This is a genomic window from Vibrio sp. Isolate22 (assembly GCF_022398115.1).
GTDB lineage: Bacteria > Pseudomonadota > Gammaproteobacteria > Enterobacterales > Vibrionaceae > Vibrio.
The window spans coordinates 1-16,080 of record NZ_JAKEUW010000015.1 but is presented as its reverse complement, the minus strand read 5'-3'; the positions used below and the strand labels follow the sequence as shown (position 1 = coordinate 16,080).

Genomic DNA, 16,080 nt, shown 5'->3' with positions numbered 1-16,080 from the left:
CAAACGATCGGCTTGTTTCGATCAATTTCTTTGGTCGTCGACCTCGACACCTTCCGGTGCTACAAAAGTAAAGCGGTCTGCTGCTGGTTTACCCAAGTTCACATTGCTGAAGGTAAACTCACCTTTTTGACCGTCTTGTTCAATCACATTAAAGCCCTGAACAATGCCTTTTTCATTGATATTAATCTGGAAGTCACCCTGATTAGAGTCAACTGCCGTTGGTGTTAACGTAAATTGGTTACCCGATTGCGCCACATTGTAGTTATCCCAATCGCTTTCTTGGTTACGAGTCAGTAGTACAAAAGGCGTTTGCGATGTCGCTTGCTCTTGCCAGTAAATGCTGACTTGCTCAATGAACGGGCTGTAATACCACAAACTCTGCCCATCAGAGACCAATAGGTTTTCATCCGGGAAAGTGGTTTCCCAACGGAATAAGCTTGGACGTGCAATTTCAACCGTGCCTTCACCTTCCATTACAACATCACCGTCAGGGCTTGTGACCACTTGTTTAAAATCAGCACTAAACCCTGCGTTCAATGCCAAGCGGCTACTCAACTCTTCTTTCGGAGAAGCAAACACTGAGAAGCTCATAAATAAAAGTGCGAATACTTTTTTCATTAATAGTCCTGTTACAAGGTAAATCGGTCATAAAACTATGACCGATTATTAAGGGTTGAGTTCCTATCTACACAATTAAGTGATTACTCTTTCGGCGGCGCTGGAGCCAAGACTTCTCGGTTACCGTTATGGCCCGGAGCACTCACAATACCTTGCGACTCAAGCTGCTCAACAATTCGTGCCGCTCGGTTGTAACCGATCTTGAATCGACGTTGTACACCAGAAACTGAACCACGACGAGAATGAACAACGTGCTCGACTACTTGATCAAACAGAGGATCAACCTCTTCATCACCTTCCATCTTCTCACCCGGAAGTAAGGTTTCAGGCGTTTGCTCACCATTGGTGATTTCATCAATGTAGTTTGGCTTACCACGTGCTTTCCAGTTGTTAACCACTGCGTGCACATCATCATCTGACGCAAACGCACCATGAACACGGATTGTATGACTAGAACCTGGCGGTAAGTAAAGCATATCACCCATACCAAGCAGCGATTCTGCACCACCTTGGTCAAGAATGGTTCGAGAGTCAGTCTTAGTTGATACGGTAAAGGCAACACGCGTTGGAATGTTGGCTTTAATCAGACCGGTAATAACGTCAACCGATGGGCGCTGAGTCGCAAGAATCAAGTGAACACCTGCCGCACGAGCTTTTTGTGCCAAGCGTGCAATCAGTTCTTCTACTTTCTTACCTACTACCATGATTAAGTCGGCAAATTCATCGACGATAACCACAATGTATGGCAGCTTCTCGAGCAATGGCGCTTCTGGGTCCATGCTATCACCCGGTTTCCACAATGGATCGTGGATTGGGTGACCTGCATCGGCAGCCATCTTAAGCTTGTCGTTGTAGCCTTTAATGTTACGTACGCCCAACGCTGACATCAGCTTATAACGACGTTCCATTTCACCAACACACCACCGAAGCGCATTCGATGCATCTTTCATGTCGGTAACCACTTCAGATAGTAGATGAGGAATACCCTCATATACAGAAAGCTCAAGCATTTTCGGGTCGATCATGATGAAGCGAACGTCTTCAGGCGATGCCTTATACAGCATACTCAAGATCATTACGTTCACACCCACCGATTTACCAGAACCAGTAGTACCCGCAACCAGAACGTGTGGCATCTTAGCTAGGTCAGCAATCACAGCTTCACCTGCAATATCTTGTCCTAATACCACCGTCGTTGGTGATTTAGCTTCTTGGAACTGCTCGCTGCTCACTACGTCTGAGAAGAATACGGTTTGACGACTCATGTTTGGCAACTCTAAGCCGACATAAGGTTTGCCCGGAATCACTTCAACAACACGTACCGCTAACGCAGACAATGAACGAGCCAAGTCCATAGAAAGGCCAGAAATACGGCTCACTTTGACACCTGGAGCCAAATCTAACTCGAAGCGTGTGATTACTGGACCAGGGAAGATATCAACAACATCCGCTTTAATCTTGTAGTCGGCTAGCTTAGATTCAACCAAACGAGCGATCGCTTCTAGTGCATCGCGGTCGATGAATGTTTCACGCTTCTCTGGGTGGAACAATAGATCCAGTGTCGGTAGCGGCTCTGCCGGTTTCGGCAAGTTAACTTCCTGCTGAACCAAGAATGGGTTTTGTGCAGCTGCCATATTCGCTTGAGCTTCAGAAACAATATTCTGGAAGGCCGCAACGTCTTTATCCTGATTCAGATCTTCGTCTTCCGTTACTTCTTCCCAAGGAAGGTCAATCGCCTGCTCTTCATCCGCACCGGCAGGTTGCGCTGTTTGCTCTTGCTGATAAGAGAATGATTCAGGTTGTTCTTCGATATCACTCTCTACTGTTTCAGAATCAAATTCAGAAGGCTGCTCGTATCCTTGCTCTTCAGGCACATCAAATGGTGCACTGTGCGCTGAGAAATCATCTTGAGTATCAGCTTCTGGTTCACCCATAGGTGAGGCATACAAAGATTCAGGCTGAACGTCGTCAGCATCAAACTCTGTAGACGCTTGAGCTTCATTCTCAATCTCTGGTTGTGAATATTGTTCATCAAGAGTTGTTTCTGCGCTCTCTTCCACAATAAGATCAGCAGGAATAGCTGATTCCTGTTCTTGCTGCATATATTGTTGATAAGCAGCTTGAGATTCATGGGCATCTGTCTGATCTTGTTCTGCAAGATCATCCTCATACATTGCAGCACTTTCTAGCTGCTCAATCGTCGCATTCAACTGCTTAGAACGCTCAACGCCCTCTTCCAATGGCTCTTGTGGCGCTAGATAAACAGGGGCGGCAGCAATTGGTTTTTCTGGTTGAGGAGCAACAGCGGGTTGAGTCACTCGAGAAACGGGCTCTTGAGAAACCGGGGCCTGCTGCTTAGCCGGCGCTTCCGCAGGCATATGAATATTGTAATGACGTTTTTCTGCTGCGCCTTCATTAGCGGTGCTGGTCGCAATACCAGAAGATTCATTAGTCGCTGAGAAGCTCATTGCAGGATCGAGAACTTCCGATGCCGCACTAGACTCTTCAATAACATCTTCATTGTAGATTGGCTGCTGACGGCTCTCTTGTAGAGGATCTCGGTCTGCCGACTCTTTCAATTCTGGCTCAAGCAATTCTTGGTCTTGACCGCGTGCTTTATTTACCGCTGAAGTAAAGAGCTTAATTGCACCTTCACCTAACCATTCCACAATTCTCAACCAAGAGATACCGGTTAAAAGCGTAAAGCCTGCACCCCAAAGGAAAAGAAGCACAAGCGTACTACCCAGAATATTCAGCGTTGGCAGTGCAAGGCTCGTTAATACGTCACCAACCACGCCACCTGATGAGAAGTACCAGATATCATCGAAGTTAATGTCAGCCAAACCACAGCTGGTCAGGATAAGCACCGTTAAGCCAAGTAAACGGGTGCCCCACAACATAAAGTCGATCTGTTCGTCTTCATTACGCTTACGGAATAAGACCCAAGCTGCAACAGTCACTAAGATAGGCAGTGGATAAGCCAGAGAGCCAAACACAAAGAAAAGCGTATCTGCTAGCCATGCACCTAGATAGCCACCTGCGTTTTGAATGTCACCACCCCACGCGGTTTGCGACCATGATGGATCGGCTGGGCTGAAGGTTAATAACGCAACGGCAAGTAGAATAGAGAAAAGAACACCCAATATCAGGCTGCACTCTTTAAGGCGTTGAGAACCATTCAAACGAGAAGACTGGGGCTCTTCACTCGTTTTAATGATTGTTTCTACTTTATTACTGCTCTGCTTGAACATAAACCAACTTAATAATTAAACGGGATAAAAACATAGCGAGCGGCACAGGCCGCCCGTTTCAATGAAACTACTGTTGATTTAACCATATCAAACCAAAAAACCCAATTCCAGAAAGCAAGAAAGCGGAACAAATGTCCGCTTTCTTTCATTTCACCAATTATGACTAACGAGTTTTAATCACAAGTTGATTGGTTTGTTTCACTTCTTCCATTACCACGTAAGTTCGAGTGTCGTTTACGCCCGGTAGACGGAGTAACGTGTCACCCAGTAGCTTACGGTAAGCACCCATATCAGATACACGTGTTTTTAGAAGATAGTCAAAGTCACCCGACACTAAATGACACTCTTGGATGTCATCCAGTTTCTGCACAGCGGTGTTGAATTGTTCGAACACATCTGGCGCACCGCGGTTCAATGTGATTTCAACAAACACCAAAAGTGAAGCATCAAGGTACTGTGGGTTCAGCAACGCTGTGTACCCAGTAATGTAACCTTGACGTTCTAAACGACGAACACGTTCAAGACATGGAGTCGGAGAAAGTCCTACTCGTTTTGAGAGTTCAACGTTCGAGATACGACCGTCTTTTTGCAACTCATTAAGAATGTTGCGGTCAATACGATCTAGTTCCTTGGACGGCTTCTTATAATTGTCTGCCATTTTTTATTCCACCTTATTACTTCCTTGCAAAAAAATATACTACAACTTTTTAATATTCAGTATCAAATTTTATCTGAACATATCTATACTAGATATTAATTCGACAGAATTACCCTACACATAGATAAAACAACCAAAATAAAATGAGGAGTCAGGATGATCATTGGCGTACCTAAGGAAATCAAAAACCACGAATACCGCGTTGGTATGACCCCAGCTAGCGTGAGAGAACTAATCTCACACGGCCACCAAGTTTTTGTTGAAACCAATGCCGGTACTGGTATCGGTTTTTCAGACGATGATTACATCGCTGTAGGCGCATCCATTCTTCCTACTGCTGCTGACGTTTTCGCGAAAGCAGAGATGATTGTAAAGGTTAAAGAACCTCAAGCTGTCGAGCGAGCTATGCTTCGCGAAGGGCAAATATTATTTACTTATTTACACCTTGCACCAGATTTTCCACAAACTGAAGAGCTTATCAAGAGCAAAGCTGTCTGCGTAGCCTATGAGACTGTAACAGATAATATGGGTCGCTTGCCACTATTAGCACCAATGTCTGAAGTAGCTGGTCGTATGTCTATTCAAGCAGGTGCACAAACTTTAGAGAAATCTAACGGTGGTTGTGGTCTTCTACTAGGCGGCGTTCCAGGTGTTGAACCTGCGAAAGTTGTTGTTGTTGGCGGCGGTGTTGTAGGTGCTAACGCAGCACGTATGGCTGTTGGCCTTCGCGCTGATGTAACGATTCTTGACCGCAACGTAGATACGCTTCGTCGCCTTGACGAAGAGTTCCAAGGTCGCGCAAAAGTGGTTTATTCTACTGAAGACGCTATCGAGAAGCATGTTCTAGAAGCAGACCTAGTGATTGGTGCAGTACTGATCCCAGGTGCAGCAGCGCCTAAACTGGTTACAAAAGAGCACATCGCTAAGATGAAACCAGGCTCAGCAGTTGTTGACGTTGCAATCGACCAAGGTGGTTGTTTCGAAACTTCTCACGCGACAACTCACGCAGAACCAACTTACATCGTTGATGACGTAGTTCACTACTGTGTTGCAAACATGCCTGGCGCTGTTGCTCGCACTTCAACTTACGCACTAAACAATGCAACACTTCCTTACATTGTTAAGCTAGCGAACAAAGGTTACCGCGAAGCACTTCTATCAGACAGAGGCTTCCTAGAAGGTCTTAACGTGATTCACGGTAAAGTGACTTGTAAAGAAGTTGCAGAGAGCTTTGACCTAGAATACGTAGATCCAGCTGAAGCTATCGCGATGTTCAACTAATGATGTCATGACTCACTGAGCGTCAAATTTTCTCGTTGAGGCGCTCTGTTGAATCATACACATGAAAAAAAGCCAGTCCGATTATATCGAACTGGCTTTTTTGTCTCTGTAACACTCATGTTCGAAAGCTGTGAGAAGCACACTTTCTAGTAGCCGCACCGTTTATCGGTCGCTCTTAACACCATGAATCAACAAGTTTCTGGGTGTGACGCTACGTTCACAAAACTCTTCTATGGTTGCTTCATAGCCTTGTTCTTTTAAATAAATCGCTCGGTCTAATGCTAGCCATATCTCTAATGGGCGTCTGAAAACCTGCTGAACCAGACTTAACTTTTCCATTTCCCAGAAAAGCGCTTCGCCTTGCAATAGATAAGAGTCAAAATCGATATTAGAACCAAGCGACAACTCTTTTACTTCACATGCCCAACGACAGAACGATTCAAACCCTTCAGCTAGCTCTGATTTTTTGATACTCGGCACAGGAATGTATTCATCAATTCCCATTTCAGCCTTAAGTAACTGACTGAAGCCTAGGCGATAACTCATCTCCAATTGACGATGACGCTTAACCCTCTCACCACCGGTCACGGTTTCTTGCAATGGGATTCGTAAATCACTCTTGCTCAATGTTAAAGCCGAGGTCTTTGCCACTGATGACATCGGTTGGTAGTTTTCATCACGAATAAGGTGATAACAACAAGGAGATATAGTCACAGCAGGAAGCCCATGCGATACAGACTTTTTAACCAACTCGACATGAAGATCACCACAGGCATGCAGCGCGACAGCATGTTGATTTGGATTAAACACCTTGTCAGCACTCTCAGAAAACGCGTCACCTTGCACAAAGGTCATCTCTAGATGTTGTGCATCCGCTATTTTTTGCCCGCTCTCACACAGTGATTGTTGCCATTCAAAGCTGGTCACCTTTTGGCTCGATTGCTGAGACAAAATTCGTCCTAGGAACCCTTTACCAGAACACCACTCCAACCACTCTTCACCGTGGTGATGTTCAAGCGACACTTCACCCATAGATACGATTTGCTGCAACTTTCTTCCAGGGATACCGTCTTCAGTCCCTCTAGGAAGCCGCAAGCCTTTGAGAGCTGTATTGGTAAATTGGGTGCTTTGATGAGCCTGCGTAAGCTGGGGCAGAAAACGACCGAGCTCAGTGATCAACAGATCAGGCTTTTCTTTCAAGCTCTGAATATTTTCAGTCGTTAAGCTATTTAACCAGTCAACAAGTGGCGAGTTAACGTCTTGCCATGGCTGCTGCTGTGTTTGGCTTAGGTGAAAAGGCTCAGAACGCCAATAAACTTGGTGCTCAAGCAAAAATGAGTCGAGTATTTTAAATCGTGAATGCATGCTTCCCCCTATGGTGCGTGGATTGTAGGGGTAACCGGCTTAAATGAAAAGGTTCGAGGTAAAGAGAACGAAAGGTGAACGGTAAATGCCAAAAAGAAAAACGGCCTGTCACTACAGGCCGATTAAGAATCTAGTTTGTATGTTGTGATTAACGAACTGGAAGCTCGATATCTTTAAACATCTCTTCGATCTCTTCATTTGATTTCAAAGAGATAGCTTGCTCTACCACTGGACGAGTTAAGTGAGGTGCAAAGCGCTCCATGAAATCAAACATGTAAGAACGCAGGAACGTACCTTTTCTAAAGCCAATGCTGGTTGTACTCGCACCAAATAGGTGGCTCGCATCAATCGCTACCAAATCAGTGTCTTGCTCATGGTCAATCGCCATACTCGCAATCACACCAACACCAATGCCCATACGGACATAAGTTTTGATTACATCGGCATCCGTTGCCGTAAATACCACGCGTGGTGTTAGACCCACTCTGTTAAATGCAGTATCCAGCTCAGAACGGCCAGTAAAGCCGAAGACGTAAGTTACCAGAGAGTACGCCGCCAGATCTTCAATAGTGATATTCTGCTTTTGAGCCAGTGGGTGATCTTTTGTGACCACGATAGAACGGTTCCAGTGATAACAAGGTAGCATGATCGCGTCTTGGTAAAGGTGAAGTGCTTCTGTCGCGATCGCGAAGTTTGCCGTTCCTTTGGCAACAGCCTCAGACATTTGGCTTGGCGTACCTTGGTGCATGTGAAGCGACACCTTAGGGTAACGTGCTGTGAAACCTTTGATCACATCAGGCAGAGCGTAACGTGCTTGAGTATGAGTCGTTGAAATATTCAATGTCCCCATCTCAGGATGGGTATGCTCACCTGCTACGGCTTTAATACTTTCAACACGAGCTAGAATCTCTTGAGAGATACGAATGATATCCTCGCCAGCTTGAGTAACCTGAGTCAAATGCTTGCCGCTTCGCTCAAAGATCTGGATACCCAGCTCATCTTCCAGCAATCTAACTTGTTTACTGATACCCGGCTGAGATGTGTATAAACTCTCCGCTGTCGCAGAAACATTTAGGTTATGGTTTACAACCTCAACAATGTACTTCAGTTGCTGTAACTTCATATCTAACCTCGTAATCCTTTACTCATTTCTGTGCTAACTTATTTGCAAAGAGAGCATTCTAGTCTCATGTAATATAATTAATAGTTATAACGTTTCAAGCGCCAAAAAGACAGAAAAATTGATTTTTTCTCGGTTAACAAACAAAAACATCACTACAGCTTTGCAACCCAGCCCTCATTCCCATACATTAGTTGGTAAGTTTTGATTGCCGATTGTGCTCAACAAGAGATAATCAAAAATTGCAATTTACGAGTGCCGATACACAATGGAATCGTGTATCCTCTCTGGTTAGCTCAAGAAAACAATAAGCAGACATAAATATATGAATAACCCTGGTTTAATTATTGCCTTAGTAGCGATTCTTTTGGTGTTGGTATTAGGTTACAACATCATGCTTCAGTACAAAGTTAAGGTAGAAACAGCGAAGAAACAGGAAGCTTCTCGTTATTTAACCATAATTGATGGAACAGAAGAGCTTATTGGTAATGCACACCACATGCCGTTTAGCCAAGATCTTCTTGTATGCTTAAACAATCGAATTCTTGATGCATTAGAGAACATGTATCAGCTCGACCCCAAAAATAAGCAACTTGCCCAGCGCATTGAAAGCGTAAAACAGCAAATCACTCAGCTTAAAGAGAACTACCAAGGCGGCGAAAGCACGGCCTTTAGAGTTCCAAGCAGTGACAAGCAAGCAATCATGATGCTTAAACTGGTTAAACGCCTGCGTGACACGGTTCGTAATGAGCACAACAAAGGTCGTTTCGAAACCCAAGCGTATGTAGTGGAAAACGCTCGCTTAGAGACTATTCAGATTCGAATCAACATTGAGAACGTAATCAAGCGTGCCAATGATTCAATTTCGCGAGGCCAACCTGGTACTGCTATCCAGCTTCTTCGCAAAGGTATTGACGCATTAGCGACCAAGAATGATGCTTACTCGACAAAAGCGAAAGAGAAGCTTCAGCAGATGCTGAATGACCTTGACCAAAAACGCCAAGACAAAAACGCACACGATTTACAGCAGATGGAATCAAAAGAGCGCGAAGACGATATGGACGCGCTATTCGGTCAGAAGAAAAAGTGGTAACTGCTGCTTAATTCAAACTATTGAAAAGGCCACCTTTAGATTTCTAAGGTGGCCTTTTTTATCGCTGACGAATTTCCTTTCTCGATATAGGGAGATCCTATTAGCTGTGATAAACTCCCGCATTATCAACAAACCAGCTCCGACCATGTATCAAGAACTACTCGCTCCAATCCACTCTTTTCTAAAAGCTGAAACGCCAGATTCATGGATCGATGAAGCCAAAAAGCCTGAAAACCTTCACATCATTTTGCGCGATCACATGCTGTGTGAACTTAAAGCAGCGCAAAGCGCTTTATTCCTTATCCGTAAATACGCGGTAGATAAAGAAAGTGCTAAACAACTGAATGAATGGATCTTACCATACGAGCAATTCGCCTACCGTCGCATTGGTGATTTAGAGTCACTTCGTGGTAAGAGCAACGTATCGAAGCAAATCACAGCGAAAGAAGGCTGTAATTACGGCGCTGACCTTATCGATAAGATGGTTCTGCTGATCAAAGAAGAACTGCACCACTTTTATCAAGTGATGGAATTAATGGAGAAGAAAGGCGTGACTTACCAGCCGATTGAAGCGGGTCGTTACGCTAAAGGGCTAATCAAACAAGTAAAGACGTACGAACCAGATGCTCTAGTCGATAAACTGATCATCGGTGCCTTTATTGAAGCACGCTCTTGTGAGCGCTTTGCCAAATTAGCACCTTTCTTAGAAGAAGACATGGAGAAGTTTTACGTATCTCTACTTCGTTCAGAGGCTCGTCACTACCAAGATTACCTTGAGTTGGCCGAGCAAATCGCTGGCAAAGATATCTCAGAGCGTATTGCTCATTTCGCTCAAGTGGAAGCAGACCTGATCACTTCAGACGACAGCGACTTTAAATTCCATAGTGGTGCACCAGTATAATTAGCTAAGAAAGCACACTCCAATCCAAACAAGAAGGCCTGCTAATTGCTGGCCTTTTTATTTGTTTCACGCTAGCTATAAGAGAAAGTTAAGCTAGTGTGCCGTTGATTTCAGCAAGTACAGCTGCAGGGTCTGCAGCCTGAGTAATTGGACGACCAATAACTAGGTAGTCAGAACCTGATTCAATCGCTTTAGAAGGCGTCATGATGCGCTTCTGGTCACCAACATCGGCACCTACAGGGCGAATGCCTGGAGTCACCAGTTTGAACTCTTGGCCAAGAGCACCTTTCAATAAAGAAGCCTCTTGTGCTGAACACACCACACCGTCAAGACCTGAGTTTTTAGTTAAAGAAGCTAAACGCATTACTTGCTGTTGTGGCTCAAGATCTAAACCGATACCAGCTAAGTCCGATTGCTCCATGCTCGTCAGTACTGTTACACCAATCAGTAATGGGCGATCTTTACCATAAGGTTCCAAGATTTCGCGTGAAGCTGTCATCATGCGCTCGCCACCACTTGCGTGTACGTTCACCATCCATACACCCAGTTCAGCTGCTGCACGTACTGCTTTTGAACATGTGTTCGGGATATCGTGGAATTTAAGATCCAAGAATACTGAGAAACCACGTTTATGTAATTCACGAACAAATTCAGGACCAAACAGGGTAAACATCTCTTTACCCACTTTTAGGCGGCAAGATGCTGGATCAATACGGTCAACAAAGGCTAACGCATCCGCTTGGTTGTCATAATCCAAAGCTACAATGATTTTTTGGTCGTTCATTTCATCTCCTAACGCAGTTAACTTTCTTAAAAAATATTATCCCACCTATGCAGGTGGTATATAACAGTCATAAAAATGCAGCCCGAAAGCTGCAATTAATAATTTGGTCTTAAATGACCACAAATCTATTCACCATCTAGCCCACGAATAGGCTTGACCGTCCCCCACCCTTTACATGAAGGGCAGTGCCAATACATTGAGTGTGTCGAGAACCCACACTGACGACAACGGTAATGAGGCTTAACCTTAAGCTGTTCACCAACCATAGATTGAAGCGTGGTTAAGCTTTCTTTTGCTCGACCTTCTTCAGCTTCTGCTAGGTGGTAATCGATCAATCGATAGAAACCTTTCATGGTTGGGTTTTTCACGAGTTGCTTAGTCAGTAACTCTTGAGCAGAACCAATATCTTCATGATGAGCGACTAGCTGAGCCAACATCAATTCAGCCGACACGCCAGCTTTCTTCTGGATACAAGCTTTAAGGAATTCAACCAACTGAGCTTCATGCCCAAGCTTGTGGTAACACTCAGAAAGGGTCGGTAACACCTCACTGATAAAATCAATATCTTGCTCAAGAACAGCCTCAAGACAATCAATCGTCTTTTGATAATCTTCATTCGCTAAATGGAATTTACCCAAAGCGATGCTAGCACGTACACACTTAGGGTCTTCAGATAATGCTTTCTTAAAATGCGCTAGTGCTTTAGAGCGATTGCCATCGGCTTGTTCTTGCATCGCAAGTTCACACCAAAAATGCGCAACCGTAGCACGCATCTTCATTTTCTTCTTACCAAGCTTTACTAGGATATTTCCATAATGTATCGCTTTATTCCACTCTCGAGTTTGCTGGTAAATTGCAACTAACTGCTGCAGAGCGCCCTCTTTGTGATCAGGTTCATCAACCAACTGTTCAAAGATTTTTTCAGCGCGATCAAGAAAGCCAGAGACCATATAGTCTTTTGCTAATTGTTGCAGTGCGAGGTTTTTCTGGTCGAGAGTAAGCCCTGAACGGGAAATAAGGTTTTGGTGAATGCGAATAGCGCGGTCTACTTCGCCTCTTGAACGGAACAGATTGCCCAAGGCCAAGTGAGTATCGATGGTTTCATTGTCTACTTGAAGCAGCTCTATGAAGTGATCAACCGCTTTGTCAGATTGGTCTGACAGTAATAGGTTCAAACCCGTCACGTATTGACGGGAGATCTGGTGTGATTGCTTTTGTTTTTCTTGCTGAGCATTACGATTACCCATATACCAACCATAAGCGGCTGCAATCGGCAAAAGTAAGAACAGTAACTCTAACATCAAATATAGCCTTTAAGCTTTAGTATCAGCAGCGACCTGCTTTGATTGCTTATTGAGTTGCTTCTTCAAGCGATGAATTTTCAGCTGAGATCGCATATGCATGTTACCAAAGACTAACCAAGCAAGAGCAAAGCCTGAAATGAAGACAATACCCAATAGGCTGGAGAGGTGGAAATCACCTTGTGCTAGCAGGTAGTTAAAATTCACGATAGTTTGGTTTTGAGAGCCTAAAGCCAGTGCAATTAGGAAAAGTGCGATAACGGCGACTATTTTTATAATTTTCATAGTTCATCACTCATTGGTTGGTTAGCTGTACGATTATGCAGGAAAATTACTAATCAGACCACCATATTATGGTCATAAAAAAGCGGCATACATTATAGTATGCCGCTTTTCATAATTCCGATAAGTAGACTACATTCCTGTGTTTACTCGTTCACGTAGCTCTTTACCTGGTTTGAAGTGAGGAACGTATTTACCTTCTAACTCTACCTTGTCACCAGTCTTTGGGTTACGTCCAACACGAGGCTCACGATAATGCAGAGAAAAGCTGCCAAAACCGCGAATTTCGATTCGATCACCACTTTCTAGTGTTGAAGCCATATGCTCTAAAATATCTTTTACAGCGTCTTCAATTTCTTTTGCAGAAAGATGCGTTTGCTCAGCGCACAGTCTTTCAATCAATTCAGACTTAGTCATAGTTACCCTCGTTGGTTTTCTTTTTAGAAATTATAGACCTATCGGAAAAATAAGCAAAAAAAAAGGAGCCTTACGGCTCCTTTCTTAGCGAAAAGTTAAATTATTCGCCTTTAGCAGCTTTGAATGCGTCTGCCATTGCGTTACCGAACGCGCCTTCTTCAGACTTGTTCAGTGAAGCCATTGCTTCTTGCTCATCAGCTTCATCTTTAGCTTTGATAGATAGGTTGATTACGCGGTTCTTACGGTCTACACCTGTGAACTTAGCTTCAACGCTGTCACCAACGCTTAGGATTAGAGATGCATCTTCGATACGATCGCGAGATACTTCAGAAGCGCGGATGTAACCTTCAACGCCTTCGATTAGCTCGATAGTAGCGCCTTTCGCGTCAACTGCAGTAACAGTACCGTTTACAAGAACACCTTTCTTGTTGTCAGCAACGTATGCGTTGAACGGGTCGTTTTCCATTTGCTTAACGCCAAGAGAAATACGCTCACGCTCTGCATCTACTGCTAGAACAACTGCTGAGATTTCGTCGCCTTTCTTGTACTCACGTACAGCGTCTTCGCCAGCAACATTCCAAGAAATGTCAGATAGGTGTACTAGACCGTCGATACCGCCTTCTAGACCGATGAAGATACCAAAGTCAGTGATAGACTTGATCTTACCAGTAACTTTGTCACCCTTAGCTTGCATTTCTGCAAATGACTGCCATGGGTTAGCTTTACACTGTTTCAGACCTAGAGAGATACGACGACGTTCTTCGTCGATATCAAGAACCATAACCTCAACTTCGTCGCCAACATTAACAACTTTAGAAGGGTGGATGTTCTTGTTAGTCCAATCCATTTCAGAAACGTGTACTAGACCTTCAACGCCTTCTTCGATTTCAACGAAGCAGCCGTAGTCAGTTAGGTTAGTAACACGACCAGAAAGCTTGTGACCTTCTGGGTAACGCTTAGCGATTGCTACCCATGGATCTTCGCCTAGTTGCTTAAGACCTAGTGAAACACGAGTGCGCTCACGGTCGAACTTAAGAACTTTAACTAGGATTTCGTCACCAACGTTAACGATCTCTGATGGGTGCTTAACGCGCTTCCAAGCCATATCTGTGATATGTAGAAGACCGTCAACACCGCCAAGGTCAACGAATGCACCGTAGTCAGTAAGGTTCTTAACGATACCTTTAACTTCAGTACCTTCTTGTAGAGTCTCAAGAAGTTCGTCACGCTCAACACTGTTTTCAGATTCGATAACAGCACGACGAGAAACAACAACGTTGTTACGCTTCTGGTCTAGCTTGATTACTTTGAACTCTAGCTCTTTGTTTTCTAGGTGAGCAGTGTCACGGATAGGACGTACGTCTACTAGAGAACCTGGAAGGAAAGCACGGATACCGTTTAGTTCAACAGTGAAACCGCCTTTAACTTTACCGTTGATGATACCAACAACAGTTTCAGCTTCTTCGCAAGCTTTCTCAAGAACGATCCAAGCTTCGTGACGCTTAGCTTTCTCACGAGAAAGTTGAGTCTCACCGAAACCATCTTCAACAGCGTCTAGAGCTACGTCTACTTCAGCGCCAACTTCAACTTCAAGTTCGCCAGCAGCGTTCTTGAACTGTTCAGCAGGGATAGCAGATTCAGACTTAAGACCAGCGTCAACAAGAACGAAACCGTTCTCGATAGCTACTACAGTACCTTTAACGATGCTGCCTTGTTGGAATTCTGTTTCGTTTAGAAACTCTTCAAAGAGTTGAGCAAAAGATTCAGTCATTATTTAATCTTCAATAATTAAACGTCCATGGGTATCCTACCACATGGGGTTGATAAATTCGCCGGTCATCATCCTTGCGACCAACGTTCTTGCCAGCCGGGCAGAATTACCCAGCTAGTTTCGATTCAATATAGTGTAGTGCTTTTTCTACTACCTGCTCAATATTCATTGAGGTGGAATCAAGCACTAGAGCATCCTCTGCAGGGCGAAGTGGTGCCACTGGGCGATTACGATCTCGGTCGTCTCGCTCTTGGATCTCGCTCAAAAGTTCGTCAAATTTAACATCTAACCCCTTCTGTTGCAACTGTTTAAGGCGGCGAGTCGCACGCTCTTCTGCACTTGCATCTAAAAATATTTTTGCTTCTGCTTCAGGGAAGACAACGGTTCCCATATCGCGACCATCAGCTACCAAACCTGGCGCTGCGCTGAAAGCACGCTGACGACGAAGTAGTGCTTCACGTACGCGAGGTAATGCAGCAACTTTTGAAGCCGCCATGCCAGTCTCTTCTTTACGAAGTTCACCAGACACATCTTCACCTTCTAGGATAACCTTAACTAGGTCGCCTTCAGCAATAAACTGAACGTCTAAGTGAGTTGCAAGAGGAACTAAAGCGTCTTCCGATTCAGTATCTACACCGTGATGAATTGCTGCTAAAGCCAGTACGCGATAGATCGCACCTGAATCTAGAAGATGAAAGCCTAGCTTATCTGCTAGTAACATACACAGGGTACCTTTACCTGCACCACTTGGTCCATCAACCGTAATCACTGGGCTTTGAGAAGGCATCTTTTACTCCACGTTTAGTCGTAAGTTTTATTCTGTACTAGCGAGTCGCCACTACTTTATAGGCGGCATATTATAGAGAAAAATTGGAAGTCGAGCGAGGTAAATCTCAGATAATTCCAAGATGATGATGCATTCAATAATGCAACTGGCCTAATATCAATCACCTGATACTAATAAGGCTTTCTATTGGCAGTAAATCGGCATAAAAAAGGTTCATCGCGGCTTTCCGGGGAAAGCCGCTTTTATCTTCAAGAAGAAGTAGTCTGTATCTCGATACCCATACCCCATTCGCTTGATTAACTTTATTTTGTTGTTTATCCCTTCCAATGTGCAGGTGTTGAGCGGATAACTTGCCGATCCAATAATACCGTGAAGATAAGGCCTCAGTTTTCGTGCGAACTCTTTCAATGGCTTAATTCCACTTTCTTGCACTTGTGCCCACCATACCTCC

15 protein-coding genes are annotated in these 16,080 nt (G+C 44.3%); 3 read left to right on the top strand and 12 right to left on the bottom strand.

Translation table 11 applies throughout. The features are described from left to right. Positions 1–21: 21 nt before the first annotated feature. The 3 genes from lolA to lrp form a co-directional block, all read right to left on the bottom strand. Positions 22–618: an outer membrane lipoprotein chaperone LolA gene (lolA, locus tag L1D55_RS10560; RefSeq protein ID WP_004741992.1), complete on the bottom strand. Its 597-nt coding sequence runs from the start codon at positions 616–618 to the stop codon at positions 22–24. Positions 619–701: 83 nt separating this feature from the next. Continuing rightward, a complete protein-coding gene (locus tag L1D55_RS10555; protein ID WP_239917395.1) occupies positions 702–3,869 on the bottom strand; it encodes a DNA translocase FtsK 4TM domain-containing protein in 3,168 nt (1,055 codons plus the stop codon). A 163-nt stretch (positions 3,870–4,032) separates the two neighbouring features. Next, positions 4,033–4,527, bottom strand: coding sequence for a leucine-responsive transcriptional regulator Lrp (gene lrp / locus L1D55_RS10550; protein WP_004734558.1), 495 nt, complete (start codon positions 4,525–4,527; stop codon positions 4,033–4,035). A 156-nt stretch (positions 4,528–4,683) separates the two neighbouring features. On the opposite strand from lrp, the gene ald reads away from it, so the two are divergent. Continuing rightward, positions 4,684–5,808 carry an alanine dehydrogenase gene (ald, locus tag L1D55_RS10545; protein WP_239917394.1) on the top strand — a complete coding sequence of 375 codons (1,125 nt, stop codon included), beginning with the start codon at positions 4,684–4,686 and terminating at the stop codon, positions 5,806–5,808. 162 nt (positions 5,809–5,970) lie between these two features. On the opposite strand, the gene L1D55_RS10540 is transcribed toward ald, so the two are convergent. Together L1D55_RS10540 and cysB are read right to left on the bottom strand one after the other, a co-directional pair. After that, on the bottom strand, positions 5,971–7,173 hold the full coding sequence (locus tag L1D55_RS10540; RefSeq protein WP_239917393.1) for a methyltransferase: 1,203 nt from the start codon (positions 7,171–7,173) through the stop codon (positions 5,971–5,973). A 148-nt stretch (positions 7,174–7,321) separates the two neighbouring features. Next, complete coding sequence (gene cysB / locus L1D55_RS10535; RefSeq protein ID WP_239917392.1) at positions 7,322–8,296, bottom strand: HTH-type transcriptional regulator CysB; 975 nt, start codon at positions 8,294–8,296, stop codon at positions 7,322–7,324. Positions 8,297–8,618: 322 nt separating this feature from the next. On the opposite strand from cysB, the gene L1D55_RS10530 reads away from it, so the two are divergent. Next, entirely contained in the window at positions 8,619–9,386 is a 768-nt protein-coding gene (locus tag L1D55_RS10530) for a DNA repair protein (protein ID WP_239917391.1), read from the top strand. 106 nt (positions 9,387–9,492) lie between these two features. Beyond that, the gene (miaE, locus tag L1D55_RS10525; RefSeq protein ID WP_284473949.1) at positions 9,493–10,287 is read left to right on the top strand and encodes a tRNA isopentenyl-2-thiomethyl-A-37 hydroxylase MiaE; all 795 of its coding nucleotides are present in this window, start codon (positions 9,493–9,495) and stop codon (positions 10,285–10,287) included. An 88-nt stretch (positions 10,288–10,375) separates the two neighbouring features. Here miaE and pyrF read toward each other — a convergent pair whose 3' ends face one another. The 7 genes from pyrF to L1D55_RS10490 form a co-directional block, all read right to left on the bottom strand. Further along, the gene (gene pyrF / locus L1D55_RS10520; RefSeq protein WP_008224291.1) at positions 10,376–11,071 is read right to left on the bottom strand and encodes an orotidine-5'-phosphate decarboxylase; all 696 of its coding nucleotides are present in this window, start codon (positions 11,069–11,071) and stop codon (positions 10,376–10,378) included. 125 nt (positions 11,072–11,196) lie between these two features. Then, a complete protein-coding gene (lapB, locus tag L1D55_RS10515) occupies positions 11,197–12,372 on the bottom strand; it encodes a lipopolysaccharide assembly protein LapB (RefSeq protein ID WP_239917390.1) in 1,176 nt (391 codons plus the stop codon). A gap of 12 nt (positions 12,373–12,384) precedes the next feature. Next, entirely contained in the window at positions 12,385–12,657 is a 273-nt protein-coding gene (locus tag L1D55_RS10510; RefSeq protein WP_004741981.1) for a lipopolysaccharide assembly protein LapA domain-containing protein, read from the bottom strand. A gap of 129 nt (positions 12,658–12,786) precedes the next feature. Continuing rightward, complete coding sequence (gene ihfB / locus L1D55_RS10505) at positions 12,787–13,071, bottom strand: integration host factor subunit beta (RefSeq protein WP_004741980.1); 285 nt, start codon at positions 13,069–13,071, stop codon at positions 12,787–12,789. A gap of 100 nt (positions 13,072–13,171) precedes the next feature. Further along, positions 13,172–14,842, bottom strand: a complete 1,671-nt coding sequence (rpsA, locus tag L1D55_RS10500; protein ID WP_061031784.1) for a 30S ribosomal protein S1 — start codon at positions 14,840–14,842, stop codon at positions 13,172–13,174. A gap of 106 nt (positions 14,843–14,948) precedes the next feature. Further along, positions 14,949–15,629, bottom strand: coding sequence for a (d)CMP kinase (gene cmk / locus L1D55_RS10495; RefSeq protein WP_239917389.1), 681 nt, complete (start codon positions 15,627–15,629; stop codon positions 14,949–14,951). 213 nt (positions 15,630–15,842) lie between these two features. Beyond that, positions 15,843–16,080, bottom strand: a 238-nt coding sequence (locus tag L1D55_RS10490; protein WP_239916214.1) for a transposase, incomplete at its 5' end; no start/stop codon positions are given.